This is a genomic window from Brevundimonas abyssalis TAR-001, from assembly GCF_000466985.1.
Classification (GTDB): domain Bacteria; phylum Pseudomonadota; class Alphaproteobacteria; order Caulobacterales; family Caulobacteraceae; genus Brevundimonas; species Brevundimonas abyssalis.
On the sequence record NZ_BATC01000021.1, the window covers coordinates 1 to 25,421 of the forward strand.

Consider the following 25,421-nt stretch of genomic DNA (forward strand, 5'->3'; position numbering starts at 1 on the left):
GGCATCTCGGGCTATGTGGATGCGCTGTATTTCACCATCACCAGCCTGACCACCACCGGCTATGGCGACATCATCCTGCCCGGCACGTGGGGGCGGCTGCTGTCCATCGCGGTGATGCTGGGCGGGGTCGGGCTGTTCTTCCGCCTGATCCAGTCCCTGAACGTGCCGCACAAGGTGTACTTCCCCTGCCCCACCTGCGGGCTTCAGCGGCATGACCCCGACGCGGTGCACTGCAAGGCCTGCGGCGAGACCATCTGCATCCCCGACGAGGGCCGCTGACATTACAGGCCTGTAACTTTCCACGCCCCGGCCCGCCCATAGGGTCGCGGCCGCTCACCGCCACATTCGAGGAAAACGCCGCATGTTCCGTCGTCTGGCCTATCGAGGTCCCGTCCTCGCCGCGCTCGTTCTCAGCCTTTCAGCGACCCATCCCATGGCCCAGACATCTGAACCCACCGACGTCCCCACCCTGACCGAACAGGCCGCGGCGTCCGATCCCTGGCTGTGGCTGGAGGACATCGAGGGCGAGCGGGCCATGGCCTGGGTCGAGGCGCGCAATGCGCATTCGCTGGGCGTGCTGACCGGCGACCCGCGCTATGACGACCTCCATTCCACGGCGCTTGATCTGGTGCAGGCGCGGGACCGCATTCCCTTCCCCGCCTTCCGGCACTCGGCGGGCGGGCAGCGCACCGTCGACAATTTCTGGCAGGACGCGAACCATGTGCGCGGCGTCTGGCGCCGGGCGACCCTGGACAGCTACCGCACCGACACGCCCGAGTGGCGGACCATCCTCGACGTCGACGCCCTGGCCTCGGCCGAGAACGCCAACTGGGTCTGGAAGGGCGCCGAGTGCCTGGCCCCCGACGAACGCCTGTGCCTGGTCAGTCTGTCGGACGGCGGCAAGGACGCCGTGGTCATGCGCGAGTTCGACCGCGAGACCGGCCAGTTCATCGAGAACGGCTTCGACCTGCCCGAATCCAAGGGCGCCGCCGGATGGGTCGATGAGAACACCCTGCTGGTCTATCGCGATTTCGGCGACGGCACCCTGACCGATTCCGGCTACGCCATGACCGTGCGTCGCCTGACCCGCGGCCAGTCCATCGACGCGGCGCCGGAGGTGTTCCGGGGCGAGCCCGAAGACGTGCTGGTGGCCGGTTACACCCTGCGCGACGCGGACGGCGTGGTGCACGCCGAGATGGTGGACCGGGCGGTCACCTTCTTCGAGACCGAAAGCTATTTCCTGACCGACGCCGGGGCGGTGCGCATCAACCTGCCCGCCCGCCGCTCGATCCAGGGCCTGCTGGACGGCCGGATGATCGTCACCACCGACCAGGACTGGATCGACGGGGCGGGGACCGCCTTCGAGGCCGGCGACCTGATCGCCTTCGACCTGGAGGCGCTGAAGGCCGATCCGCAGGGCTCGGTCGGCGAGCTGGTCCTGCGGCCGGGCGAGCGGGAATCCGTCGAGGACGTGACCCTGACCCGCAACCGGCTGGTGGTCGCCCTGTACGAGAACGTGCGCGGCGCGGCCTACGCCTACCACCGCGCGGAAAGCGGCTGGGTCCGCGAGCGCCTGAACCTGCCCGAAAACGCCTCGGTGAGCCTGAGCTCGGCCAGCAGCGAGGACGACCTGCTGTTCGTCAGCGTCAGGGGCTATCTGACGCCCGACACCCTGTGGCTGGCCGACACCGCCTCGGGCGCGCTCGAGACGGTCAAGAGCCTGCCGCCCAAGTTCGACGCCGAGGGCATGCATGTGGAGCAGCATCAGGCCCGCTCCGCCGACGGGACCATGGTCCCCTATTTCGTGGTCAGCCGCGACGGCATCGCCACGGACGGATCGAACCCGACGCTGCTCTACGGCTACGGCGGCTTCCAGGTCTCGCTGCTGCCCAGCTATTCGGCCACGGTGGGCAAGCTGTGGCTGGAGCGCGGCGGCGTCTATGTGGTGGCCAACACCCGGGGCGGCGGCGAGTTCGGCCCCGGCTGGCACCAGGCGGCGCAAGGGGCGAACCGACAGCGCGCCCACGAGGACTTCCAGGCCGTGGCCGAGGACCTGATCGCGCGCGGCGTCACCAGCCCCCGCCGCCTCGGCGTCATGGGCGGGTCGCAGGGCGGGCTGTTCATGGGCGCCCTGCTGACCCAGCGGCCCGACCTGATCAATGCGGCCATCATCCAGGTGCCCCTGTTCGACATGCTGCGCTACCACACCCTGCTGGCCGGGGCCTCCTGGATGGGCGAGTACGGCAATCCGGACATCGCCGAACAGCGCGAATGGATCGCCGCCTATTCGCCCTATCAGGCCCTGTCGGCCGATGCGGACTATCCGGAAGTGTTCATCCACACCTCCACCAAGGACGACCGTGTCCACCCCGGCCACGCCCGAAAGGCGGCGGCGCAGCTTGAAGCGCTGGGCCATGAGGTGCTGTTCTACGAGAACACCGACGGCGGCCACGCAGCCGGCGCCAATCTGCGCGAGACGGCCCGCCGGCTGGCGCTGGAATACACCTATCTGACGCGCCGGCTGATGGACTGACCCGGGCGTTCGGCAAAAACAGAATAAAACGGAGCGTAACGTCCATGAACCGACTGATCCTGTCCGCCGCCGCCTCGGCGCTGATGCTGGGCGCCTGCGCCACCGAAAGCCCCGCAGAGGCGGCGCGCATCATCCAGGACGCGACAAGGGCTGCAGCCGACGCCGCCCTCGCCGCCCCACCCCCGCATCTGCCCGCCGACCTGTCCCCCGCTTCGGTGGCCGCCGCCGACGAGTTCATCTGGCTGGAGGAGGTTCAGGGCGAGCGAGCGCTGGCCTTCGTGGAGCAGTCCAACACGCGCGCCCTGTCGCGGCTGGAAGGCGATCCGCGCTACGAGCCCTTCCGGCGCGAGGCCTACGCCATCCTGTCGGCCCAGGACCGCATCCCCACGCCCCGGTTCCAGGGCGACGGTCTGGTCAATTTCTGGCAGGACGACCAGCATCCCAAGGGCATCTGGCGACGCACGACGCGGGAGTCCTACGCTTCGGGCAACACCGAATGGGAGACCATTCTGGACATCGACGCCCTGGCCCGCGCCGAGGGGCGTGACTGGGTCTGGAAGGGCGCCGGGTGCCTGGCGCCGGACGAGCGCTACTGCCTGGTGAACCTGTCCAACGGCGGCCAGGACGCGGTCGAGGTGCGCGAGTTCGATACGCAGACCGGCCAATTCGTGGAGGGTGGCTTCCGCCTGCCCGAGGGCAAGCACCGGGTGACCTGGCTGGACGCCGACACCCTGCTGGTGGCCACCGACTTCGGCGAGGGCACCCTCACCGAGAGCGGCTATCCCTACATCGTGCGGGCTCTGTCGCGGGGCCAGTCGCTGGCGCAGGCGACGGAGATCTATCGCGGCGAACAGGGCGACGGCGGCTATGGCGTCAGCCCCTCGGTCTATCGCGGCCCCGACGGCCAGGTGGAGGCGGTGATCATCACCCGCCCGCTGGACACCTTCAACGCCGAGCGCTGGCAGGTGGTGGACGGCCAGGCCGTGCGCCTGAACCTGCCGCCCAAGGTGGACATCCACGGGACCATGGGCGACCGGCTGATCCTGACCGCCGAGGAAGACTGGACCTTCGGCGGCCACGCCATCGAGACCGGCGATCTGGCGGCCGTCCCGCTGGCGGCCCTGCGCGCTGAGACGGCCCCGGCGCTGTCGGCCTCGCCGGTGATCTTCGCGCCGACCGCCCGCCAGTCGGTCAACGGCGTGGCCATCACCAACGGCCACGTGGTGGCCAGCGTGCTGGACAATGTCTCCGGCGGACTGATCCGCTTCGCCCCCCGCGGCGGCAGCTGGACCCAGACCGCCCTGCCCACGCCCGAAAACGTCTCCGTCAGCCTGGTGGACGCCAGCCGGGGCCACGAGGACATGTTCTATTACGTCCAGGGCTTCCTGACTCCCTCGACCCTGTCCCAGGCCGATGTGGCGAGCGCCCGCTCCGAGGTCCTGCGCGAGAGCCCGGCCCGTTTCAACGCCGCGACCCATGTGGTGGAGCAGCACTCGGTCGCCTCCACCGACGGGACCGAGATTCCCTACTTCCTGGTCCGCCCGCGCGATCAGGCCAATGACGGCTCGGCGCCCACCATCCTGTTCGGCTACGGCGGCTTCAACATCCCCATGCTGCCCGGCTATGCGGGCCAGCTGGGCAAGCTGTGGCTGGAGCAGGGCGGCAGCTATGTGGTGGCCAATATCCGCGGCGGCGGCGAGTTCGGACCCGGCTGGCACCAGGCGGCCCTGAACGACAATCGCCAGCGGTCCTTCGACGATTTCGCGGCGGTGGCCCGGGACCTGATCGACCGGGGCGTCACCTCGCCCGACCATCTGGGCATCTACGGCCGCTCCAACGGCGGGGTGCTGACCTCGGTGGCCGTGACCCAGAACCCGGACCTGTTCGACGCGGCGGTGATCGAAAGCCCCCTGATCGACATGCTGCGCTATCACGAGATGCCCGCGGGGGCCTCGTGGATCGGCGAGTACGGCGACCCGCGCATCCCCGAGGAAGCCGCCTGGATCGCGGAATACTCCGCCTATCAGCAGCTGCGCCCCGAGGTGGACTATCCGGTGGTCTACATCACCACCAACACCCTGGATGACCGGGTGCACCCCGGTCACGCGCGCAAATTCGCCGCGCGTCTTGAGGCCCAGGGCCACGATCATCTGTATTTCGAGGACACCTCGGGCGGGCACAGCTATGACGCCGATCCGGCCGCCAACGCGCGGCGCTGGGCCCGGCACTATGTCTATTTCGCCCAGCAGCTGATGGACGACTGAGGCTAGAGCCTGATCGGTTGAGGTGGAATCGCTTCGCGATCCCACCGATGCCGTGAATCAGGCTCTCGCATTATGCTGGACCGAAATCTGAGCCCGGCTGGACTGCGTCCAACCGAACCGATTTCGTCCAGGGATCACGCGCTCGGGAACCGGTTCACGCCAAGTTGAGTCCCGTTTTCGAACGCCTGGACTAGGGTGCGCGCCATGAAGGGCATCTGGGGTCTGATAACAGCCGGGGCGGCCGCAGTCGTCATGAGCGGCGCGGCGTCGTCCAGCGCGCAAACGGCCTCCGCAGGATCGGGGTCGCGTGTCTCGACGCCCGTCGAGCCCGTGGTGGTGGAGCTGTTCACCGCCCAGGGTTGCTCCGGCTGTCCAGAGGCCAACGCCCTGCTGGAAGGGCTGGCCGAACGGCCCGGCGTGATCGCCCTGACCTATGCGGTGGACTACTGGGACTATCTGGGCTGGCCCGACACCTTCGCCCAGCCCGCCTTCGCCGAACGCCAGCGGGCCTATCAGGACCGGCTTCGGCTGCGGGACGTCTACACGCCCCAGGTGATCATCGACGGCAGCCGCCAGTTCTCCGGCGCGCGCGGCGCAGAGATCGAGAGCGTGGTGGAGGAGGAAGCCGAGCGCCTGATCTTCATGCCCGAGGTGGAGTTCCGCGAAACCGGAGACCGGGTGGGCGTCGGCTCAGGCCGCGCACCCGAGGGCGGGGCCGAGGTCTGGCTGGTCCGCTATCGGTCCGGCCCCCAGATCGTGCAGGTGGGCGAGGGCGAGAACCGGGGCATCGAGGTCCGGCACGCCAATGTGGTTCGCGAGGTCACCCGCCTGGGCGAATGGCGCGGACGGCCGATCCTGCTGAGTTTGCCCGAACCGTCCGAAGACGGTCTGCACATGGCCGTGCTGGTCCAGGCCATGGACGACGGCCGCATCCTGGCGGCCGCGACCCGCTAGTTTCCGTCATATTCGATCAGTGTCCCGTGCGGGCCGCCCGGCCCAGAACAGGGGCGTGGCGCTCTGTCCGCTGGACCGGAGTCGACCTCAAGTGAAATTTCTGATCGAGTTCCGTTCGGCGAACGGTGGGGAGATCGGGGGATCCGTGGGCGTGGCGTTGAGGACATCCAGATTGCGGCGGCGTGGGCTGGTCGCCGGGGCGGCTCTGGGACTGGGGCTGGCGTTGACCGTGGGCGGAGCCCAGGCGGACGATTCCCAGCCCCGGGCCGTGGATCCTTCGTCCGACGTGGCGGAGGCGGCGGCGGTGCATCAGGCGGTGACGGCGGCGCGCGTGGCCGCCTGGGGCCGCAAGACGGGCGACGCCCAGGCCCTGACCCTGGCCGCACGGATGCTGGCCGAAATCCCTTTCCGCCATCCCGAGCCGGACCGCATCCCCGAGGCGCGCGCCGGAATGCAGGATGACCCCGGGGCCGAACCGTTCACCGTGGCCGGACTGCTGGATGAGGCCGAAACCCTGGCGCGCGGAGACGGTCAGACCCTTGAGGACATCGAGGCGGTGCGCGCCGCCGCCGCCCGGGGGGTGACGAACTCGCCGTTCGGCCAGGGGCCCGTCCTGACCCGTCGCGACGTCCAGGCCCGCCAGACCTACTGGTTCGAGGCGGACGTGACGGGCGGCGAGGTGCTGCGCGTGGCCGCCATCGGCGACGGCGACACCGACATCGACATGATCGTGCGGGCCCCTGACGGCCGCGTGCTGTGCGAGGACGGGGCCTACGACCACTTTCCGGTCTGCACCCTGACGCCGTCGGCGGACACGCGACTGAGGGTCGAGATCATCAACCGCGGCGCGGTGTGGACCCGTGTCCGCATCCTGAGCAATTGACGGGGGGCGCAATGGCCGGATCACGGATCGGGAGCCTGGCGAGGGCGGCGGGATTGGCCGCCGTGCTGGTGCTCGGCGCGGCGACGGGGGGATCGGCGCGGGTCGATGACACCTATGAGAGCCTGCGCGCCGAAGCCTTCGAGGCGGCCCAGTGGGCCATCGCCTCGGACGCCGCCGACGCCCTGGCCAAGGTGTCCGCCCGCTTCGCCCAGGGCGACGACGCCATCGGCCGGCTGGCGGAGGGGCGCGAAGCCCTGATCACCCGCCGCGACCGGCTGGAGCACGAGATCGAGCGGCTCTACGCCCTCGATGACGAGGCGTCCCGTCAGCGGCGTGAAACGGCCCGGGCCGAGTACGACCAGACCCTGGACCGCCTGCGCACCGTGGACGCCGAGATCGAGACCCGGTTCCCGGCCTATTCGGAACTGACCAGCCCCCAGGCCCTGACCGTCGAGGAGACCCAGGGCCTTCTGCGCGAGGACGAAGGGCTCCTGCTCGTGCTGGTGAACCCCGAAGCGGCCTATGTCTGGGCCCTGACGCGCGACCGGGTCGAATGGGCCCGTTCGGAATCCCTGGGCCAGGAGGAGATGGCCGCGGCCGTGGCGCGGCTGCGCGCCTCCCTGACCACCGCGGCGGCGCGGGGCCAGCCCTATATCGACCCGTCCCTGCTGCAGGATCAGACCGACACCGCCTTCGACCGGGCCGAAGCCCACCGCATCTACAGCGAGCTGATCGCGCCGGTCGAGGACGTGTTCCGGGGACGATCGACCCTGATCACCGTGACCTCCGGCGACCTGTCCGCCCTGCCGCTGGCGCTGCTGCCCACCGAGGCGCCGGACGGGGCCGATGATTCCGCCGCGGCGCTGGCCGCCACGCCCTGGCTGATCGATCGCTACGCCCTGGCGGCCCTGCCGTCCGTATCCAGCCTGACGGCCCTGCGCTGTCACCTGGTGTCCGATCCCGCCCTGCGCAGTCCCGGCTGCCCCCCCGCCCCCGCCGGTCCCGCCCCTCAGGCGGCGGCGGGAGAGCGCATCGAGCTGGTCGCCTTCGGCGCCCCTGTTCTGGCGGGTCACGCCGTCGGCGCCGCGCGAGGCGCGCCGCCCGCGGGCGATCTGATGGGCGACGGCCCGCTGGCCGACGTTGAGCGCCTGCGCGCCCTGCCGGCCCTGCCCGGCTCGCGCGCCGAGCTGGAGGCGCTGCAGTCCCGCTATCCCCGCAGCCTGGTGCGCATGGGCGAGGCGGCCACCGAGACCGCCGTGCGCCAGACGGACCGCGAGGCCCTGTCGCGCGCCCGCTTCGTGGTGTTCTCCACCCACGGCCTGCTGGCCGGGTCCGATCAGGCCGAGCCGGGGCTGGTGCTGACTCCGCCGTCCATCGGCACCGCCGAGGACGACGGCTATCTCAGCGCCTCGGAAGCGGCCGAACTGCGCCTCAGCGCCGACTTCGTGGTGCTGTCCGCCTGCAACACCGCCGCCTCCGACGGCCAGCCTGGAGGCGAGGGCCTGTCGGGCCTGGCACGCGCCTTCTTCTACGCCGGGGCGCGGTCGCTGGTGGTGTCCCACTGGGAGGTGTCGGACGCCGCCACCACCGAGCTGATGACCCGCACCTTCGCCGCCCTGGACGACGCCGACATCGGCGAGCGGGCCCGGGCCCTGCGCGAAGGCATGCGGGCGGTGCGCGACAACCCCCGCTGGGCGCACCCGGCCTACTGGGCGCCCTTCACCCTGGTGGGCGAGCCGGGCTGATCGCATGGGCGGGCGCAACGGACACCTCTCCTGGCGTTTCGGGCGTCGGCTGGTCCTGATCCTGCTGGTCCTCGGCGCGGCGCAGGGACTGTCGGCCGCGGCGGAGACGCCGGAGCCGTCTCCGCCCCGCATCCTGGCGGTGCTGGTCGGGGTCTCGGACTATGGCGACGATCCGCTGGGGCTGGGCGACCTGTCGGGCCCGCGCAACGACGCCCTGCTGATGGCCGACGTGCTGATCGAGCGCGGCGCCGACCCGGCCGACATCGCCGTCCTGACCACCCGGCCGGAGGACGCCCGCCATCAATCGCGCCACCCCGTGCCGATCACCGCCGCCCCGACCCTGTCCGCCATCCGCGCGGCCCTGGACCGCCTGATCGATCAGGCCCGGCCCGGTGATCAGGCGGTGATCCATCTGGCCGGTCACGGCTGGCGTCAGCGCGAAGCCATTCGCGGCTCGGAGCTCAGCGGCCTGGACGAGGTCTTCCTGCCGCAAGGCTACGGGATCATCGGCGAGACCTACGACCGCGCGCGGCTGGACCCCCTCGCCGGCGTGCTGATCGACAACGAGATCGGCCGCTACATCGACCGGCTGCGCGGCCTGGGCGTGGACGTGGTCTTCGTGGGGGACTTCTGCCACGCCGGCGACGCCACCCGGGGGCGGGCGGACTTCACGCGCGCCGGACGGCCGGACCCCCGCATGGATGTGGAAGCACGCCCTTCGGACGGCGGCCGCCGCATCGGGTCCTATGCGGCCTTCTTCGCCGCCCCCGCGGGCGACCGGGCCATGCAGGGCCTGGCGCCCATCTGGGCCGACCTGTCCGCCCGCGCGCCCCACGGCCTGCTCAGCGTCTACATGGCCGCCGCCCTGTCGGACCCCACCGCCGCCACCTGGGCCGACGTGGCCGCGCGGGTGCAGGCCAGCCTGATCGAGCATGACGTGCGCGACCGGGCCGTGCGGCTGGACGCCCCGGCCCAGTTCGAGGGCGATCTGGATCGACCCATCCTGGGGCGCGGCGCGGCCGAGACCCCGCCCTGGACCGTGGGCAAGCCGGCCCTGCGCGTCATCGACGGCCGCGCCGGCATGGGCGGCCTTCGCCTGAACGCGGGCGCCCTGCACGGCCTGACCGAGAACAGCCTGGTGGCCCTGTCCGAGACCCGCGCCGGACGGGAGCGCGTGGTGCTGTACGGCCGGGTGTCGGAGGTGGAGCCCGCCCGCGCCCGCCTGACCCCCGCCGATGGTCCCGAGGCTTCGGCGGGCGACTGGGCGGACATCAGAACACCGGAAGGCCGCCCCTACACCGATGAGCGGCTCTGGTCCGTCCGCATGGTGGAGCGCGGCGCGCCCCTGACCTATCGCGTGGCGGCCGTGCCCTCCCATCCGCAGCGCCATCCGCTCGACGCCATACTGGCCGACGTCGCCGGGGATATCGGCGTCGAGGCGGTGGCCACCGATCAGGAGGCGCAGCTCTATCTGCATGAGCAGGACCGGGTCATCATCCTGTCCGAAAGCCCCGACCCGCACGCCGCCGACGCGGTCATGGGCGAGCTCGACATGTCCAGCTTCTACCGGCTTCGCATGGCGGAGGGACGGGCCTGGCGACGGCAGGCCATCGCGGACGCGGTGCTGCGGGCCGCGCGGGCCTGGCGGGTGCGGACCCTGCTGGCGGCGCTGGACGAGTCCGCCACGGGCGCCGTCGCCGGCCTGACCGCCGAGCTCTATCTGTGGCGGCCCACAGACACCCGCCCGGGACGTTGCCCGCCCTATCATCCCGGCCACCGGGGCCTGACGGACCGCCCCCCGGCCGACGCGGCGCCGTTCAGCGCCCTGGGCCTGGATCAGGCCCAGCCGCCGGTGCTGCGCCCCTGCGACGTCATCTTCGCCCGCATCGTCAACACCGGCCAGACCAGCCTGGACGTCACGCCCCTGTCCCTGTCGCCGGACGGAACCATCTGGGCCTTGCCGTGGATGGACGGGCGACCCGCCGTGCGCTTCGAACCCGGCCGCGCCCGCATGACGGCGGTCCAGCTGGACCCCGCCCAGCCGGTCCGCATTCCGCGCGAGGAGATGGCCGTCATCGCTGTGCTGGCGGATCCGCGCGGCGGCGCCCCGGCCGGCTTCGCCCGTCTGGCTCAGCCTGGGGTGGGCGACACCGTCGCCCTGGGGCCCACGGAGACCACCCGCTCGGGCGATGTCTCCACGCCCCTGCTGGCCCTGTTCGAGGAAGCCCGCTTCGGCGCGACCCGCTCGGCCTCGGTCCCCGCTACGCCGGGCGAGGTCGCCGTGCGCCGCTTCTCCTGGCGCGTGGAGAGCGGAGACTAGCTTCGCGACCGGCGGCTGCTAGGCTCTCGCCATGACCGATCACGACGCTCCCGCCGCCCCCGACCGTCCCAACACCGAGCAGATGGACGCCCCCGCCTACCGGCTGGCGGCCCTGGACCAGGACTTCATGCTGGGGGACTCCATGCGCGGGGTGCGGTTCCAGCTGGAGTACGCCAAGGCCGAGGAGCATCTGCGCGCCTGGGGCGTGCGCTCCACCATCGTGGTGTTCGGCAGCGCCCGGTTCGGCGAGAACGGCGGCGGCCGCCACGGCCACTGGTACGACCAGGCGCGCCTGTTCGGCCGCATCGCCTCGGAACGTGGCGGCGCCCTGTGCCAGAACGGCGGGATCCGCGACAACGTCATCGCCACCGGCGGCGGACCCGGAATCATGGAGGCGGCCAATCGCGGGGCCATCGAAGCCGGCGCCCCGTCCATCGGCTTCAACATCACCCTGCCCCACGAGCAGGAGCCCAACCGCTGGACCACGCCGGACCTGACCTTCCGCTTCCACTATTTCGCCATGCGGAAGATGCACCTGGCCATGCGGGCCAATGCGCTGGTGGTGTTTCCCGGCGGGTTCGGGACGCTTGACGAGCTGTTCGAGCTTCTGACCCTGCGCCAGACCGGCAAGGCCCCGCCCATCCCCATCGTCCTGTTCGACGAGGCCTACTGGCGCGCGGTGATCGGCTTCGAGACCCTGATCGAGCACGGCACCATTTCGCCCAAGGATCTGGAGCTGTTCCGCTACGCCGACGACGCCGAGGGGGTCTGGGCGGCGCTGCTGGAGGGTGGACTACGCCCCCACGAGGACATCGCTCAGCCCTGAAGCGTCAGCTCCATCCACACGTTGCAGCGGGCGTAGGCGGTGGGCTGGGCCTCCATGTGGCGGAAGCCGTGGGCCGCGTACAGACCGATGGCGTTGGTCAGGGACGAGTTGGTCTCGATGTACAGACGCGGCGCCTTGAGCTCGCGGGCCAGGGCGATGGCGGCGGTCATCAGGCGCTTGCCGATGCCGTGCCCGCGCAGGGTCTCGTCCACCGCCATCTTGGCCAGTTCATAGCCGTCGTCGGCCATGGCGATCAGGGCGCAGCAGCCCACGGGCCGCCCGTCGATCTCGGCCATGAGGATGTGGCCGCCTCTGTCCAGAATCTGGCCCTGGGGATCGTCCAGCACCAGCCGGTCCTTGGGCTCCACCACGAACAGGCGGCTGATCCAGGCTTCGTTCAGCGCCGTCCAGGCCGCCGTATGACGGGGCTCGAACGGGACGATGACGACCTCGGAGACGACGGCGTCGGACATGAGGCTTACTCCTCCAGAACCACCTCGCGGCGCTCCCGTGCGCTGACCAGACCCGCCTCGATCAGCTCCATCACCTCCACGGCCCGGTTCAGGGGGACGGGACGCTGGTGGTCAGGAATAGAGGGCGAGAAATCGGACCAGACATCGCGCACGTCGCGATACAGCGCCAGATAGTCGCCGGGCGGGCCCTGGACAATCTCTTCGGTGCGGCGGCCGTCGGCGTCGACGGTGGTCAGGACGCCAGGGCGGGGGTCGACCCCCCAGCCGGGCCCGCCGGGAAGCGCGCCGGCCTTGAGCGCGTCCTCCTGCGGGTCGAGGCCATGTTTGACGAAGCCGCCGGTCTCGCTCTCCACCACGAAGCGCAGGTTGGTGGTGGACATCATGTCAGCGTGCAGGATGGCGCGGCTGTCGTCGGCGAACCGCATCACCACATGGAACCAGTCGTCGGCGCCGCCGCCGGAGCGCACCGTGGCGATGTCGGCGCTCAGGGCCACCGGGCGGCCCATGACGCGCAGGGCCTGATCCGCCAGATGCGGGCCCAGATCGTACCAGATTCCCGCGCCCGGCCCCGGCCGCTCGCGCCAGCGGTCGCGCACCTGCGGGCGGAAGCGGCTGAAGTGACTTTCGAAGCGGGTGATGCGCCCCAGACGCCGGTCGCGGATCAACTGCTGGATCGTCAGGAAGTCCGCGTCCCAGGCGCGGTTGTGGAACACGGTGAGGAAGCCGCCCTTGTCCTCGCTCAGGGTCTGCAGGGCGCGGGCCTCGGCGACGGTCACGGTGAAGGGCTTGTCCACCACCACCGCGAGGCCGGCCTCGATCGCGCGGCGGGCCAGGGGGGCGTGCAGGGCGTTGGGCGTGGCGATGACCATCAGGCCGATGGCGGGGTCGGCCAGCATCGCCTCCACATCGCCGACCACGCGCACATCCGGCAGCTCGGCGTGGACATCTTCCGGGCGGCTGGAGACCACCGTGTGCAGGGCCAGGCCCGGGGTGGCCCGGATCAGGGGCGCGTGGAAGACCCGGCCGGCGTAGCCGTAGCCCACGAGGGCGACATTGATCGCGGAGGCGTTGACGGATGCGGCCATGGGGCGAACAGTGGGACCGAAGCGCGGCCGACGCCAGAGCCGCCCGTAAAGTGACCGAGGAACGCCCATGACCCTGACCCGACGCAGCCTGACCGGAGCAGGTGTCGCCGCCGCCGCAATGGCGGCCTTTCCCTCCGGCGTTCACGCCCAGGGCGCCCTGCCCGCCGTGCGCACCACCAACGGCCCCGTGATCGGCCGGAGGGACAGCGACATCTCGGTGTTCAAGGGTTTGCGTTACGGTGATGACACCGGTTACCGGCGCTTCCTGCCGCCCCGGGCGCCCCGGCCGTGGACCCGCCCCGCGGAGGCGTTCGACTATGGCGCGGCCTGTCCCCAGCGGGGCGACGAGCCGAACCAGTCGGAGGACTGCCTGTTCCTGAACGTCTGGACCCCGGCCACCGACGGCGCCCGGCGGCCGGTGATGCTCTACATCCACGGCGGCGGCTATTCGACCGGATCGGGATCCCACCCGCTGTATGACGGAACCCGGCTGGCGCGGCGCGGCGACGTTGTTGTCGTGACGGTGAACCACAGGCTGAACATCTTGGGCTACGGCGCCTTCGCCCGGGTGGCGGGCGAGGGGTTCGAGGACTCGGGCAATCTGGGCCAGCTGGATCTGGTGCTGGCGCTGCAGTGGGTGCGCGACAACATCGCCGCCTTCGGCGGCGATCCGGCGCGGGTCATGCTGTTCGGCCAGTCGGGCGGCGGGGCCAAGATCGCCACCCTGATGGCCATGCCCGCCGCCGACGGCCTGTTCCACGCCGTGGCCACCATGAGCGGCCAGCAGGTGACAGCATGCGGCCCCATGAACGGAACCGCCCGGGGCCTGGCCATGATCGAGGCCGCCGGCCTGACGCCCGCGACGGCTCATGCGCTCAAGACCCTGCCGGTGGACCAGATGCTTGCGGCTTCGGCCGCGCGCGATCCGGTGCAGGGTTATGGCGGGATCAATTTCGCGCCGCTGCTGGATGGACGCAGCCTGACGCGCCACCCGTTCTACCCGGACGCCCCGGCCCGGTCGGCGCACATCCCCATGATCATCGGCAACACGCGCGAGGAGACCCTGGCCTTCATGGGCAATGACCCCGCCAATGCGGGCCTGACGTGGGAGACCCTGCCGGCGCGGCTGACACCCGACGTCATGCGCATCGACATCGCCCCGGAGATGGTGATCGAAGGCTATCGCCGCATGAAGCCGGACTGGACCCCGGATCAGGTGCTGATCGGCGCCACCACGGCGGGCCGGTCCTGGCGCGCCGCCGTCATCGAGGCCGAGGAGCGCGCGAAACAGGGCAGTCCGGCCTGGGTCTATCAGCTGGATTATCCGGGGACCCTGCCCAACGGCCGCGCGGGGGCGTTCCACACCGCCGACATCGCCTGGCGTTCGACAATGTGACGATCCCGGAATCCCGGGTGAACGGGCCGGGCGCGCAGGATGTGTCGAACGCGATGGCCGACGCCTTCATCGCGCTGGCGCGAAACGGCAATCCGAACCATGCGGGCCTGCCCGCATGGACGCCCTATGGGCTGGAGCACCGCGAGACCATGCTGTTCGATGTGACCAGCCGCATGGCGAACGATCCGCGCGGCGACGAGCGGGAATTCTTCGCCCGCATTCCGTACATCCAGCCGGGCACGTGACCGTCTTCTAGTCGAGCGTCTCAACCGTCAGATTGCCGTTGGTGTAGACGCAGATGTCCGCGGCGATGGCCATGGCCTTGCGGGCGATCTGTTCGGCGTCCATGTCGGTGTGGTCGCTGAGGGCGCGGGCGGCGGCGAGGGCGAAATTGCCGCCCGAGCCCACCGCCGCCACGCCGTGCTCCGGCTCCAGCACATCGCCCACGCCGGTGACGGTGAAGATGGACGAGGCGTCGGCCACCAGCAGCATGGCCTCCAGCCGCCGCAGATAGCGGTCGGTGCGCCAGTCCTTGGCCAGGTCCACGCAGGCGCGGGCCAGCTGGTCGGGATACTGCTCCAGCTTGGCCTCCAGCCGCTCGATCAGGGTGAAGGCGTCGGCCGTGGCGCCGGCGAAGCCCGCCAGCACCTTGCCGCCCGCCAGCACGCGCACCTTGCGCGCGGCGCCCTTGACGATGGTCGGCCCCATGGAGACCTGGCCGTCGCCGGCGATGACCGTGCGGCCGTTCTTGCGCACCGCGATGATGGTGGTGCCGTGCCAGTCGGGAAAGGCGCCCTGGGGCGTGGTGTTCATGCTCATGCCACAGGAAATGGCGGTTTGCTCTGCCGCGATCAAGCCGCCGAGGATTCTGTTAAGGATATTCACCTAGCGATTGCGACACAGTTCCAGTTTCAGTGCGTCAGGAGTACCGATGACTCAGCTTTGCCGAGCCATCTATATCAGTCAGGCCGTGGGCAATGCGGGGGCGAACCTGCTGTCGGTGGCCGAGATCCTGGGGGTGTCGGAGCGGAACAATCGGCGCGACAGGCTGACGGGCGTGCTTCTGTCCCATGACGGCTGGTTCCTGCAGGCCCTGGAGGGCGCGCGCACCGACATCGACCGGCTGATGACCCGCCTCCAGAAAGACCCGCGCCACACCGGCATCCGCATGCTGGGCTTTGAAACCATCCGGGAAGCGCGTTCCCGGAGTGGAGCATGGGACAGATCCTGGTGACCCCGCGCATCACGCCGCTGGTGTCGCGCCAGCCGCTGGACGCCCTGACGGCGGGCTCGGCCTTCGCCCTGCTGGTGGCCGCGGTGGCGCAGGCCGGCGCCCAGGCCTGACCCGCGCAGGTGATTTCCGCCGTTCGGCGCGCTACATCACCCGCGTGAGCTTTTCCCCCGACGAGGTCGAACGATACGCGCGCCATCTGGTGCTGGCCGAGGTCGGCGGGCCGGGGCAGCAGGCCCTGTCGCGCGCGTCGGTGCTGATCGTCGGCGCGGGCGGCGTGGGAGCGCCGGCGGCGCTGTATCTGGCGGCGGCGGGCGTGGGGGCCATCACCCTGATCGACCACGACGCGGTGGCCCTGTCCAACCTCCAGCGGCAGGTGCTGTTCGCCACATCCGACATCGGACGGTCCAAGGTGGATGCGGGCGCCTCCCGGCTGACCGCCCTCAATCCCCACGTGCGGGTGCAGGCGCTGGAGCAACGGATCACGGCGGACAACGCCCGCGATCTGGTCGCCGCCCATGACGTGGTCATCGACGGAACCGACGATTTCGAGACCCGCCTGACGGTCAACGCCGCCTGCGTCGCGGCGGGGCGGCCGCTGGTCAGCGGGGCGCTGGGCCGGTGGGACGGGCAGGTGGGGGTGTTCGCCGGGCGGCCCTGCTACCGCTGTCTGGTCACCGAGGTTCCGCCCGACGCCGAGACCTGCGCCCGCGTCGGCGTCATCGGGGCGCTGGCCGGGGTGATCGGCTCCATCGCCGCGCTGGAGGCCATCAAGCTGATCACCGGGGCGGGCCAACCGCTGGCCGGGCGGCTGATGATCTTCGACGGGCTGAAAGGGTCGGCGCGCACCGTGGCGGTGGGCGCCGATCCGGAGTGCCCCGTCTGTTCAGGTCAGGCGAACACTTCCGAGAACAGCGCCACATAGCGCTCCATCAGCGATTGCTCCACGTCATCCTCCCAGTCGGCGTGCCCCGCCCCTGAGACCTCCACATAATCCGACCGCTTGCCGGCCGCCCGCAGGGCTTCGTGCATTTGCCGCGACTGGTGAACCTGGACGATACGGTCGTTGACCCCGTGGACCAGCAGGACCGGGCAGTCGATCTCCGCGGCCCGCAGCCGCGGCGAGGCGGCGGCGATGGCGGCGGCGTCCGTGCGCGGATCGCCGATGCGGTTGACCCAGTAATTATAGACAAAGCCGTCCGCACTTTCGTCGTCACGCCGGTCATAGGCCAGGGAGTCGGCCAGATCGCCCAGCCCGCAGATGGAAATGGCGGCCTTGTACAGGTCCGGCCGCCGCACCGCGCCCATCAGCGCAGCATAGCCGCCATAGCTGGTCCCCATGATCGCCACCCGGCTTTCATCCAGCCCCCGCTCGCGGATGACATGGGCCAGGGAGTCCTCCACGTCCTCCTGCATGCGGTCACCCCAGCGCTTCCAGCCCTGGCTGGCGAACGCCAGGCCGAAGCCGCCTGAACCGCGGAACTGGGGCTGCACCACCCACCATCCCTGGGCGGCCAGGACCTGAGCCTGACGGTCCCAGCCCAGCACGTCGCGGGACTCCGGACCGCCGTGGACCAGGGCGATGACCGGACCGGGCCTTCCCCCGGGCGGAGCCGTCACATAGGCTTCAATGGTCGCTCCGTCCCTCGTGCTGACCTGGACGGCCTGGGCCGGAGACAGGCGGCGGGTGTCGAGCAGGGTCCGGGCGCCCAGATATTCGAAATGGCGGGCTGCCTTGTCATAGAGATACCAGCTTCCGGCGTCGCGGGGGCCGCTGGCCCGGATGATGAAGCGGTTGTGGGCCGCATCCACGTCGCTGAGGGCCACGTTGCACTCGTCGCCGAAGAAGCCGTTCATGGCCCGGTGATGAGCGCCCAGCGACGCATCGACGAAGTCGTACTCCAGCCGGGGCGAATAATAGGCCGCGGCCATGTAGCGACCGCGCACATCCCGAAGGGTGGCGGTCACGTCCAGCCCGGGCCGGGACGCGCGCGGCGGACCGTATTCCAGCGTCTCCAGATCCAGATCGCGCACCGACAGCACGTCCTCATTCTCCAGTCGGGCCGCCACCAGGGCGTGTCCGGGCCGTTCGGACGCGCCGATCCAGAGGAAGTCCGCCAGGGCCAACTGTGCCGTGGGCTGGCGCCAGGCCCGGCGCCAGCGCCCCTGCCCGTTCGGCCGCACGAAGATGTTGATGAAGGAGCCGCGGGTGCTGATGTCCCGGCGCATGACGGGCACGCCGTTGATTGTGGACCAGTCCAGGGTCAGCTGGCTGCCCCGCTCGACCAGTTCGGCGCGGCCGGTGTCCACATTGACCCGATGCAGGGCCACCAGCCCGCTGTACTCCCGCGCAGCCATCAGCACATGGCCGGGATCGTCCGCCAGATAGTCGACCACATAGCCCAGATTCAGGCTTTCGCGCAGGCGCACGCGCTCATTGCCGAACATGAGGGTGTGTTCGCCCGTCTCCAGGTCCATGGAGACCATGCGCCGGCTCAGGATCTCATAGGTCCTGTTGGCGATGCCGCGGCCCACGGGCGTATTGCCGCCCCCCGTCACCGGGATCACCAGACGCAACATCACCCGCCGTTCGTTGGCCCAGACCAAGGTCTCCACGTCAAAATCGCCGACGGGAACCCGACGGCGCGGACCGGAGGGGTCGGACGCCTCGATCAGATCCACGACCATGCGCCGGGCGCCGCCCTCGCCGATGTTCAGCAACACGGCGACCCGTTCGCCGGAGGGTGACAGGGCCGCGGCCGCCACCTGGTTGCCCTGGAAGAACTCAGCCAGGGCATGGGGCTGGACGGCGTCCTGCGAGCGGGCGTCGCCTGCCGCGCCCAGCAGGACCGCGCCCGCCGCTCCGGCGCCGCACCCCAGCAGACCCCGACGGGTGAGCCCGGCGCGCAGGCTTTCGATCCCGGCGTCCCTGAACGGGCCGCTCGGTGCGTTGATCCTGATTGTCATGAAGCCCCCCGGCACTACGCGCCGGCCACGCGCCGACAACCTGAAGTTCAGCCGGGGGGACCGCTCCGGTCAACCCGAAAGTGGCTCGACGTCACAGCATCGCGGGAATGACCCGGTCCGGCGGGCGGCGCCCGTTGGCGCAGGTCATGATGTTCTGGATCACCCGCTCGCCCATCTCCGACGCGTCTCCAGGGTGTCCCAGCCTTGGCAGCGGTCTGACCTGGCTGTTGCGCGAGGCCGCAGTGATCGAACGCAAAATGTAACCTTGACGTTACGCCTGCATCAGACCATGATGTAACTCACAGGTGACACGGGAGGTGCGTCATGACAGCAAATGCTTCAAAGGGAGCCGGTTTGGTCGGCGCGGCGCAGTCAGCCGCCGAGATCGTCGCCGCCTTTGCGGGTCTGTTCATCGCTTCAGCAGTCCTGGGCGTCCTGGTCGCGAACAATGCAGTCGAGTGGCTTCAGACCCCCCTGCTGGCTCTTGCGATGTGGGGGGCGGTGCTCGTCGGAGCGCTCCTCCTCAGACTGCGTCGCTCTTCCTACCGTCAACTGGGCCTGGCTCGGCCCGTCGGTTGGACGCGGACGCTTGTGCTGGCGGTGATCGCGGCGGTCGCGGCGAATCTCGGCGCCCTGGCGCTGGGCATGGCGATCCAGGCCACGACCGACTGGCCGCCCCTGGACCTGACCTATATTCGCCTTTCCATTGAAGGCAATGCAGCCGCCTATCTGGTCTGGATGGTTCTGGTGGTGTGGGGGAGCGCAGCGGTTGGCGAGGAACTGTTCGCCCGCGGCTTCGTGATGGACCGGCTGACGACTCTGTTCGGCGGGAGCCGCATCGCGATTGCCGCCGCTGTCCTCGCCCAGGCTCTCATGTTCGGCCTTCTGCACGCCATACAAGGCCCCACGGGCGTCTTGATCACCGCCTTTGTGGGAGTGATCCTCGCGATCACCTACTACGCCTCAGGGCGGAATCTGTGGGCGCCGATCATCGCCCACGGCCTGATGGACACCTACGGCCTGACCTTGATCTTCCTCGGCCTGCCCCTGCCGGGCCATATGAATTGACTGCCATCACCCTGATCAGAATCCTGCCAGAAGGAGACCCGACATGCCGCCCCTGAAAAACCCCGCCCGCACAAGACGGCGGTTGATGTTCAGCCTCGCCCTTGGTCTGGCCATGCTCATGCCCAGCGCGATCCTGCTGCAGACCGGCGCCCTCGGCGCAAATCACACGACGACCGTGCTGATCATCCTGGCGGTGGGGTTGCTGCTGGCCGCACCAGGCAGCATAGGTCTGACCGTCCTGCAACTCCGGGCGTTGCGGGACCGATCCATGAACCAGGAGCTCAACGACGAACTCTCCACCCGCAACAGCGTCAGGGCCATGGCGGTGGGCTACGTGGCGATCGCGGCGGCGGCCGGCTATACGCTGCCCCTCAGCGTCTTCATCGACATGCCCCTCGCACCGGTCCTCACGGGCGTGCTTCTGTCGGGCGTCCTGGCCCATGTTCTGAGCTTCGCGATCTTCGAACGTCAGGGTGACGATGGCTGAAAGCGAACTCGGCAACAGGCTCAAGGCTCTTCGCAGCGACGCCGGCCTGACCCAGGCGGAGCTCGCCGCCCTGGTCGGGGTTTCCCGAAAAACCATCAACACCGTCGAGAACGAGGTCTTCACGCCCTCCACCACCCTGGCGCTGAAGCTGGCCCGCGCGCTCAACGCCCCGGTCGAAACCCTGTTCTTTCTCAGGGCATGAGCCCGCGTTACGCCTAGAGCATCGCGGGAATGACCCGGTCCGGCGGGCGGTGCCCGTTGGCGTAGGTCATGATGTTCTGGATCACCCGCTCGCCCATTTCCCGGCGCGTCTCCAGGGTGGCGGAGCCGAGGTGGGGCAGCAGCACCACATTGGCATGGCCAACCAGACCGGGATGCACCTTCGGCTCGTGCTCGAACACGTCCAGGCCCACCCCGGCGATGGCTTTCTCGCGCACCGCGTCGGCCAGCGCCGCCTCATCGATCAGCTCACCGCGCGCGGTGTTCACCAGGATCACATGGGGCTGCAGCTTCGCCAGCCGCTCGGCCGACATCAGGTGGTGGGTCTCCTTCGTCGCCGGGCAGTTCAGGGAGATCAGGTCCATGCGCCCCAGCATCTGGTCCAGGTCATCCCAGTAGGTTGCGCCCAGCTCCGCCTCGATGGCGGCGCTGACCGGCTTTCTGTTGTGATAGTGGACCTGAAGCCCGAACGCCTGGCGCGGCGGGCCAGGGCCTGGCCGATGCGGCCCATGCCGACGATGCCCAGCCGCTTGCCCCACAGCTTGCGGCCGTTCATCCAGGTGGGGGTCCAGCCGGTGAAGCGGCCCTCGGCCATCACCTGCGCGCCCTCCACGACCCGGCGCGACACCGCCAGGATCAGGGTCATGGCCAGGTCGGCGGTGTCCTCGGTCAGGACGCCGGGCGTGTTGGTGACGATGATGCCCCGCGCCACCGCCGCCTCCACATCGATATGATCCACCCCCGCGCCGAAATTGGCGATCATCTTCAGCTGCTCGCCCGCGCCGGCGATCAGCTCGGCGTCGATTCGGTCGGTGATGGTGGGGGCCAGAACGTCCGCGCGCTGCATGGCCGACTCCAGCGCGGCCCGGTCCATGGGGGCGTCGGTCAGGTTCAGTTCGGCGTCGAACAGCTCGCGCATGCGGGTCTCGACGGCGTCGGGCAGCCGTCTGGTTAGCACGACCTTAAGATTGCTGGCGGACATAGACGCTTTCAGGCTGTGACGACGGCGCATCGCGCCGGACGCCGAGGAATGGCCGAGGGATCGGGACGTGTCTAGCAAAGCGTCGGGAAGGATCAAAAGCCTGCGCACGGTTCTGCTGGCCGCCGGCATGGCGCTGGGCCTCGGCGCCGGGGCCCAGATGCCGGACGGGCGGCCCACGCCGTCGGGCTTCGACGTGCCCCGCTGGGTGTCCATCAAGTCCTCGCCCGCCCGCGCGCGCCGCGGCCCCGGCCTCGATCACCGCATCCTGTGGGAGTACCGCGCCGCGGGCCTGCCGGTTCAGGTGGTCGCCGAGACCCGGGACTGGCGCAAGGTCTGCGACCCCGAGGGCAATGTGGCCTGGGTCCACCGCACCATCACCTCGGGCCGCCGCACCGCCTTCAACCGCACCGATGCGCCGCTGGACCTGCGCCGTCGGCCCGATGCTGAGGCCGGCGTCCGCGCGCGGCTGGCGGCGCGGGCCGTGATCACCCTGGATCGATGCGAGGACGGCTGGTGCCGGCTGCAGTCCGGCCGCCTGCACGGCTGGGCGCCGCAGGAGGCCCTGTTCGGGGTTCAGACGCAGGCGCAATGTCCGGCCTCGACCCCCGCGGGACGCGCCGTCGGGCGCTGATCTTCGACCGACGGAAGGTTGAGCCCCGCCCCTGCGTCGTGTAACCGCCCGATCACAAGCCCTGTCGCCCGCACGGCGCGACAATCCTGACGGAGCCGCCCCGTGACCCAATCCCCCTATCCCTCGTCCTTCGACCACGACGGCCTTCTGGCCAGCGGCCGGGGCGAGCTGTTCGGGCCGGGCAACGCCCAGCTGCCGGCCCCGCCCATGCTGATGTTCGACCGCATCAAGACCATCAGCATGGACGGCGGCGATCACGGCAAGGGCTACATCGAGGCCGAACTCGACATCCACCCGGACCTCTGGTTCTTCCAGTGCCACTTCATCGGCGATCCCGTCATGCCCGGCTGCCTGGGCCTGGACGCCATGTGGCAGCTGGTGGGCTTTTTCCTGGGCTGGACCGGCGCGCCGGGCCGGGGCCGGGCGCTGGGCGTCGGCGAGGTGAAATTCACCGGCCAGGTGACGCCTGACATCAAGCGCGTCGTCTACAAGGTGCACCTGAAGCGCGTCATCAACCGGCGTCTGGTCATGGGCATCGCGGACGGCGTGCTGGAAGCGGACGGCGTGCCTATCTATACGGCCAGCGACATGCGTGTGGGCCTGTTCGGCGCCCAGACCCCGGCCACGCCGGAAACCGCCGGCTGAGTTACGGATTAACTTTCAACGACCGGAAACCGGCGACTAGGGCGAGGAACAATATGCGGCGTGTGGTGATCACGGGTCTGGGGATCGTCTCCTCCATCGGCAAGGACGCCGCGGAGGTGACCAAATCCCTGCGCGAGGCTCGTTCTGGCGTCGTCGCCGCGCCTGAGTACGCCGAGCTGGGATTCCGCTCCCAGGTCCACGCCCCGCCCAAGATCGAGGACTGGACCGGCCTGGTGGATCGCCGCGCCGCCCGTTTCCTGGCCCCCGGCACCGCCTGGGCCCACATCGCCTTTGAACAGGCCCTGGCCGACTGCGGCATGACAGCCGAGGAGATCCGCCACGAGCGCATCGGCCTGATCGTCGGCGACGGCGGCCCGTCCACCCGCACCATCGTCGAGGCGGCGGAGACCACAAAGACGCGCGGCCCCAAGCGCATCGGCCCGTTCGCGGTGCCCAAGGCCATGTCGTCGGGACCGTCGGCCGTTCTGGCCACCTGGTTCCAGATCAAGGGCATCAATTATTCGATCAGTTCGGCCTGCGCGACGTCGGTGCACTGCATCGGCGCGGCCGCCGAACAGATCGCCTGGGGCAAGCAGGACGTGGTCTTCGCCGGCGGCTGCGAGGAGATCGACTGGACCCTGTCGAACCTGTTCGACGCCATGGGCGCCATGTCCTCCAACTTCAACGACACCCCCTCGGTGGCCAGCCGCGCCTATGACAAGGACCGCGACGGCTTCGTCATCGCGGGCGGCGCGGGCATCGTGGTGGTCGAGGAGTATGAGCGGGCCAAGGCGCGCGGTGCGAAGATCTATGCCGAGATCGTCGGCTACGGGGCCAACTCCGACGGCTTCGACATGGTCGCCCCCTCCGGCGAGGGCGCCGAGCGCTGCATGAAGATCGCGCTCGAAATGGCCGGAAACCGCAAGGTCGACTATCTGAACCCGCACGGCACCTCGACCCCGGTGGGCGATGCGCGCGAGACCGACGCCATCCGGAATGTCTTCGGGGCCGACAAGGCGCCGATGATCTCGTCCACCAAGTCCCTGACCGGCCACAGCCTGGGGGCGGCGGGCGCGCAGGAGGCGATCTATTGCCTCCTGATGATGCAGGACGGCTTCGCCGCCGAGAGCGCGCACATCGAGACCCTGGACCCGGACTTCGCCGATCTGCCCATCCTGCGCGAACGCAAGGACGGGGAGCTGACGACGGTCATGTCCAACTCGTTCGGCTTCGGCGGCACCAACGGCTGCATCATCCTGTCCAAGGTCTGAACCTTCGGGAGCGGATCGTCGATGTGACGGACGGGCGAGCATCCGAACCGGGTCCGGAGCGTTGCTGCATGTGGTCTGCCCGGGCGCCGGTCATGCCTGCCAGATTCGACGCCTGTGCTGGAGCCTCTGCTGATTTTCGATCCCTATATCCTGTTCCTGCTCGGCCTCGGCGCCGTGGTCCTGCTGGTGTCCTGGGCGCCGGTGGGGCTCAAGCGCCTGCCGCTGACGCTGGCGATCCTCTGCGTCGCGCTGGGCGTCGCGGTGTTCTCAACGGGACTGCTGGCCTTTGATCCTGACCCCCGGACCTGGGACACAGCCACAGAACGGCTGACGGAGCTGGTCGTCATCATCAGCCTGATGGGGGCGGGGCTGAAGATCGATCGCATACCGGGTTGGCGCAGCTGGTCGACGACCTGGCGGCTGCTCGCCGTCGCCATGCCGCTGACGATCGCCGCGACCGCCTGGCTGGGATGGTCCGGGCTGGGCTTCAGCATGGCCATGGCGCTGCTCTTTGGCGCCAGCATGGCGCCGACCGACCCGGTCTTGGCCTCCGATGTCCAGTGCGGCCCGCCCGGCTCCGGCGATGAAGACGAGGTGCGCTTCGGCCTGACCTCAGAGGCGGGGCTGAACGACGCCCTCGCCTTTCCCTTCGTGCACCTGGCCATCCTCGCCGCTGCGGGTGGTCTGGCCACCCAGGCCGGCCTGACCGACTGGTTCTCCATCAAGGTCGGCTGGAAGCTGCTGGCCGGCCTCGGCGCCGGCTGGCTCGTGGGAAAACTGCTCGGATATCTGCTGTTTCGCAGCCGTCGCGGCGGACTGTCGAAGCTGACCGACGGGCTGATCGCCCTCGCCGCCACCCTTATCGCCTATGCAGTCGCCGAGGTGGTTCACGGCTACGGCTTCCTCGCCGTTTTCGTCTGCGCGATGGCCATCCGGGGCACCGAGCGGGAGCACGACTTCCATCAGGAGATGCACGACTTCTCCGACCAGATCGAACGTCTGCTGATGATGCTGCTGCTGGTGCTGTTCGGCGGCGCCCTGGCCAACGGCCTGCTGGCCAGCCTGACCTGGACCGACGCCCTGATCGGTCTCGCTGTCGTCTTCGTGGTGCGCCCCGTCGCCGGCCTGATCGCCATGATCGGCTCGCCTCCGCCGTGGCGGGAGCGGCTGCTGCTGGCCTTCCTTGGAATCCGGGGGGTCGGCTCGGTCTACTACATCGCCTACGGCATCAATCACGGCGACTTCGGCAACAGCGAACGGCTGTGGGCCGTGGTCGGCTTCATCATCCTGCTGTCGATCATCGTCCACGGCGTCACCGCGACCCCTCTGCTCGCCCGGCTGGCGCGTCGGAGCGACGCCTGCGCCGCCCCGGACTTCCCCGCCGACGCCGCCCCTGCTAACCCTCCGGCTTCGAAGAACGGAGACTGACCATGGCGAGCGA

General features: G+C 70.0%; 25 protein-coding genes and 1 pseudogene. 20 read left to right on the top strand and 6 right to left on the bottom strand.

Annotated elements, in window-relative coordinates:
• The 8 genes from MBEBAB_RS07215 to MBEBAB_RS07250 form a co-directional block, all read left to right on the top strand.
• The coding region (locus MBEBAB_RS07215; protein WP_045319012.1) for a potassium channel family protein at positions 1 to 279 on the top strand (279 nt) is incomplete at its 5' end.
• An 82-nt stretch (positions 280 to 361) separates the two neighbouring features.
• Positions 362 to 2,533 carry a prolyl oligopeptidase family serine peptidase gene (locus MBEBAB_RS07220; protein ID WP_021697296.1) on the top strand — a complete coding sequence of 724 codons (2,172 nt, stop codon included), beginning with the start codon at positions 362 to 364 and terminating at the stop codon, positions 2,531 to 2,533.
• A gap of 44 nt (positions 2,534 to 2,577) precedes the next feature.
• Positions 2,578 to 4,797, top strand: coding sequence for a prolyl oligopeptidase family serine peptidase (locus tag MBEBAB_RS07225; protein WP_021697297.1), 2,220 nt, complete (start codon positions 2,578 to 2,580; stop codon positions 4,795 to 4,797).
• Positions 4,798 to 5,001: 204 nt separating this feature from the next.
• A complete protein-coding gene (locus MBEBAB_RS07230) occupies positions 5,002 to 5,751 on the top strand; it encodes a DUF1223 domain-containing protein (RefSeq protein ID WP_148291466.1) in 750 nt (249 codons plus the stop codon).
• Between the two features lie 91 nt (positions 5,752 to 5,842).
• A complete protein-coding gene (locus tag MBEBAB_RS07235) occupies positions 5,843 to 6,634 on the top strand; it encodes a hypothetical protein (protein ID WP_021697299.1) in 792 nt (263 codons plus the stop codon).
• An 11-nt stretch (positions 6,635 to 6,645) separates the two neighbouring features.
• On the top strand, positions 6,646 to 8,379 hold the full coding sequence (locus MBEBAB_RS07240) for a CHAT domain-containing protein (protein WP_081703451.1): 1,734 nt from the start codon (positions 6,646 to 6,648) through the stop codon (positions 8,377 to 8,379).
• A gap of 4 nt (positions 8,380 to 8,383) precedes the next feature.
• Positions 8,384 to 10,699, top strand: a complete 2,316-nt coding sequence (locus MBEBAB_RS07245) for a caspase family protein (protein WP_021697301.1) — start codon at positions 8,384 to 8,386, stop codon at positions 10,697 to 10,699.
• 31 nt (positions 10,700 to 10,730) lie between these two features.
• Positions 10,731 to 11,525, top strand: a complete 795-nt coding sequence (locus MBEBAB_RS07250; protein WP_021697302.1) for an LOG family protein — start codon at positions 10,731 to 10,733, stop codon at positions 11,523 to 11,525.
• On the opposite strand, the gene MBEBAB_RS07255 is transcribed toward MBEBAB_RS07250, so the two are convergent.
• Together MBEBAB_RS07255 and MBEBAB_RS07260 are read right to left on the bottom strand one after the other, a co-directional pair.
• Complete coding sequence (locus MBEBAB_RS07255) at positions 11,516 to 11,998, bottom strand: GNAT family N-acetyltransferase (protein WP_021697303.1); 483 nt, start codon at positions 11,996 to 11,998, stop codon at positions 11,516 to 11,518. The two genes, MBEBAB_RS07250 and MBEBAB_RS07255, sit on opposite strands and share 10 nt — an antisense overlap.
• A 5-nt stretch (positions 11,999 to 12,003) precedes the next feature.
• Entirely contained in the window at positions 12,004 to 13,083 is a 1,080-nt protein-coding gene (locus MBEBAB_RS07260; protein ID WP_021697304.1) for an oxidoreductase, read from the bottom strand.
• Between the two features lie 67 nt (positions 13,084 to 13,150).
• On the opposite strand from MBEBAB_RS07260, the gene MBEBAB_RS07265 reads away from it, so the two are divergent.
• Both MBEBAB_RS07265 and MBEBAB_RS18335 read left to right on the top strand, forming a co-directional pair.
• Positions 13,151 to 14,479, top strand: coding sequence for a carboxylesterase/lipase family protein (locus MBEBAB_RS07265; RefSeq protein WP_306302006.1), 1,329 nt, complete (start codon positions 13,151 to 13,153; stop codon positions 14,477 to 14,479).
• A 41-nt stretch (positions 14,480 to 14,520) separates the two neighbouring features.
• Positions 14,521 to 14,724, top strand: coding sequence for a hypothetical protein (locus MBEBAB_RS18335; protein WP_306302007.1), 204 nt, complete (start codon positions 14,521 to 14,523; stop codon positions 14,722 to 14,724).
• Positions 14,725 to 14,731: 7 nt separating this feature from the next.
• Here MBEBAB_RS18335 and hslV read toward each other — a convergent pair whose 3' ends face one another.
• Positions 14,732 to 15,292: an ATP-dependent protease subunit HslV gene (gene hslV / locus MBEBAB_RS07270; RefSeq protein ID WP_045319020.1), complete on the bottom strand. Its 561-nt coding sequence runs from the start codon at positions 15,290 to 15,292 to the stop codon at positions 14,732 to 14,734.
• Positions 15,293 to 15,410: 118 nt separating this feature from the next.
• Here hslV and MBEBAB_RS07275 point away from each other — a divergent pair, with 118 nt between their 5' ends.
• From MBEBAB_RS07275 to MBEBAB_RS07280, 3 genes are read left to right on the top strand one after another with little or no spacing between them, the layout of a single operon-like run.
• Positions 15,411 to 15,713: a BLUF domain-containing protein gene (locus MBEBAB_RS07275; protein WP_021697307.1), complete on the top strand. Its 303-nt coding sequence runs from the start codon at positions 15,411 to 15,413 to the stop codon at positions 15,711 to 15,713.
• Positions 15,695 to 15,823 carry a hypothetical protein gene (locus MBEBAB_RS17995; RefSeq protein WP_021697308.1) on the top strand — a complete coding sequence of 43 codons (129 nt, stop codon included), beginning with the start codon at positions 15,695 to 15,697 and terminating at the stop codon, positions 15,821 to 15,823. Before MBEBAB_RS07275 ends, MBEBAB_RS17995 begins: the two co-directional genes overlap by 19 nt.
• Positions 15,824 to 15,867: 44 nt before the next feature.
• Positions 15,868 to 16,635 carry a HesA/MoeB/ThiF family protein gene (locus MBEBAB_RS07280; protein WP_021697309.1) on the top strand — a complete coding sequence of 256 codons (768 nt, stop codon included), beginning with the start codon at positions 15,868 to 15,870 and terminating at the stop codon, positions 16,633 to 16,635.
• Here MBEBAB_RS07280 and MBEBAB_RS07285 read toward each other — a convergent pair.
• Both MBEBAB_RS07285 and MBEBAB_RS16490 read right to left on the bottom strand, forming a co-directional pair.
• Positions 16,602 to 18,677, bottom strand: coding sequence for an alpha/beta hydrolase family protein (locus tag MBEBAB_RS07285; protein ID WP_021697310.1), 2,076 nt, complete (start codon positions 18,675 to 18,677; stop codon positions 16,602 to 16,604). The two genes, MBEBAB_RS07280 and MBEBAB_RS07285, sit on opposite strands and share 34 nt — an antisense overlap.
• Positions 18,678 to 18,768: 91 nt before the next feature.
• Entirely contained in the window at positions 18,769 to 18,933 is a 165-nt protein-coding gene (locus tag MBEBAB_RS16490) for a hypothetical protein (protein WP_158332126.1), read from the bottom strand.
• A gap of 98 nt (positions 18,934 to 19,031) precedes the next feature.
• Between MBEBAB_RS16490 and MBEBAB_RS15090 the strand changes: the two genes are divergently transcribed.
• From MBEBAB_RS15090 to MBEBAB_RS07300, 3 genes are read left to right on the top strand one after another with little or no spacing between them, the layout of a single operon-like run.
• A complete protein-coding gene (locus tag MBEBAB_RS15090) occupies positions 19,032 to 19,745 on the top strand; it encodes a CPBP family intramembrane glutamic endopeptidase (protein WP_052516763.1) in 714 nt (237 codons plus the stop codon).
• A 43-nt stretch (positions 19,746 to 19,788) separates the two neighbouring features.
• Positions 19,789 to 20,232, top strand: a complete 444-nt coding sequence (locus MBEBAB_RS07295) for a hypothetical protein (RefSeq protein ID WP_021697313.1) — start codon at positions 19,789 to 19,791, stop codon at positions 20,230 to 20,232.
• Positions 20,225 to 20,434, top strand: a complete 210-nt coding sequence (locus MBEBAB_RS07300; RefSeq protein ID WP_045319014.1) for a helix-turn-helix transcriptional regulator — start codon at positions 20,225 to 20,227, stop codon at positions 20,432 to 20,434. The genes MBEBAB_RS07295 and MBEBAB_RS07300 overlap by 8 nt, the downstream gene beginning before the upstream one ends.
• Positions 20,435 to 20,447: 13 nt before the next feature.
• On the opposite strand, the pseudogene MBEBAB_RS07305 reads toward MBEBAB_RS07300, so the two are convergent.
• Positions 20,448 to 21,562 (bottom strand): annotated as a pseudogene (locus tag MBEBAB_RS07305) (2-hydroxyacid dehydrogenase).
• Between MBEBAB_RS07305 and MBEBAB_RS07310 the strand changes: the two are divergent.
• The 4 genes from MBEBAB_RS07310 (at position 21,501) to MBEBAB_RS07325 (ending at position 25,408) form a co-directional block, all read left to right on the top strand.
• Positions 21,501 to 22,064: an SH3 domain-containing protein gene (locus tag MBEBAB_RS07310; protein ID WP_021697316.1), complete on the top strand. Its 564-nt coding sequence runs from the start codon at positions 21,501 to 21,503 to the stop codon at positions 22,062 to 22,064. The pseudogene MBEBAB_RS07305 and the gene MBEBAB_RS07310 sit on opposite strands and share 62 nt — an antisense overlap.
• Before the next feature lie 102 nt (positions 22,065 to 22,166).
• A complete protein-coding gene (gene fabA, locus MBEBAB_RS07315) occupies positions 22,167 to 22,709 on the top strand; it encodes a 3-hydroxyacyl-[acyl-carrier-protein] dehydratase FabA (RefSeq protein WP_021697317.1) in 543 nt (180 codons plus the stop codon).
• Between the two features lie 53 nt (positions 22,710 to 22,762).
• Positions 22,763 to 23,980 carry a beta-ketoacyl-ACP synthase I gene (gene fabB, locus MBEBAB_RS07320; protein WP_021697318.1) on the top strand — a complete coding sequence of 406 codons (1,218 nt, stop codon included), beginning with the start codon at positions 22,763 to 22,765 and terminating at the stop codon, positions 23,978 to 23,980.
• Between the two features lie 114 nt (positions 23,981 to 24,094).
• The gene (locus tag MBEBAB_RS07325; RefSeq protein ID WP_021697319.1) at positions 24,095 to 25,408 is read left to right on the top strand and encodes a cation:proton antiporter; all 1,314 of its coding nucleotides are present in this window, start codon (positions 24,095 to 24,097) and stop codon (positions 25,406 to 25,408) included.
• The last annotated feature ends 13 nt before the right edge of the window (positions 25,409 to 25,421 follow it).

Bases quoted from the DNA above. Each gene is read 5' to 3' on its own strand.
- MBEBAB_RS07220 (WP_021697296.1), top strand. From the start codon at position 362: ATGTTCCGTCGTCTGGCCTATCGAGGTCCCGTCCTCGCCGCGCTCGTT.
- MBEBAB_RS07225 (WP_021697297.1), top strand. From the start codon at position 2,578: ATGAACCGACTGATCCTGTCCGCCGCCGCCTCGGCGCTGATGCTGGGC.
- MBEBAB_RS07230 (WP_148291466.1), top strand. From the start codon at position 5,002: ATGAAGGGCATCTGGGGTCTGATAACAGCCGGGGCGGCCGCAGTCGTC.
- MBEBAB_RS07240 (WP_081703451.1), top strand. From the start codon at position 6,646: ATGGCCGGATCACGGATCGGGAGCCTGGCGAGGGCGGCGGGATTGGCC.
- MBEBAB_RS07245 (WP_021697301.1), top strand. From the start codon at position 8,384: ATGGGCGGGCGCAACGGACACCTCTCCTGGCGTTTCGGGCGTCGGCTG.
- MBEBAB_RS07250 (WP_021697302.1), top strand. From the start codon at position 10,731: ATGACCGATCACGACGCTCCCGCCGCCCCCGACCGTCCCAACACCGAG.
- MBEBAB_RS07255 (WP_021697303.1), bottom strand. From the start codon at position 11,998: ATGTCCGACGCCGTCGTCTCCGAGGTCGTCATCGTCCCGTTCGAGCCC.
- MBEBAB_RS07260 (WP_021697304.1), bottom strand. From the start codon at position 13,083: ATGGCCGCATCCGTCAACGCCTCCGCGATCAATGTCGCCCTCGTGGGC.
- MBEBAB_RS07265 (WP_306302006.1), top strand. From the start codon at position 13,151: ATGACCCTGACCCGACGCAGCCTGACCGGAGCAGGTGTCGCCGCCGCC.
- hslV (WP_045319020.1), bottom strand. From the start codon at position 15,292: ATGAACACCACGCCCCAGGGCGCCTTTCCCGACTGGCACGGCACCACC.
- MBEBAB_RS07275 (WP_021697307.1), top strand. From the start codon at position 15,411: ATGACTCAGCTTTGCCGAGCCATCTATATCAGTCAGGCCGTGGGCAAT.
- MBEBAB_RS17995 (WP_021697308.1), top strand. From the start codon at position 15,695: ATGGGACAGATCCTGGTGACCCCGCGCATCACGCCGCTGGTGTCGCGC.
- MBEBAB_RS07285 (WP_021697310.1), bottom strand. From the start codon at position 18,677: ATGACAATCAGGATCAACGCACCGAGCGGCCCGTTCAGGGACGCCGGG.
- MBEBAB_RS07295 (WP_021697313.1), top strand. From the start codon at position 19,789: ATGCCGCCCCTGAAAAACCCCGCCCGCACAAGACGGCGGTTGATGTTC.
- MBEBAB_RS07300 (WP_045319014.1), top strand. From the start codon at position 20,225: ATGGCTGAAAGCGAACTCGGCAACAGGCTCAAGGCTCTTCGCAGCGAC.
- fabB (WP_021697318.1), top strand. From the start codon at position 22,763: ATGCGGCGTGTGGTGATCACGGGTCTGGGGATCGTCTCCTCCATCGGC.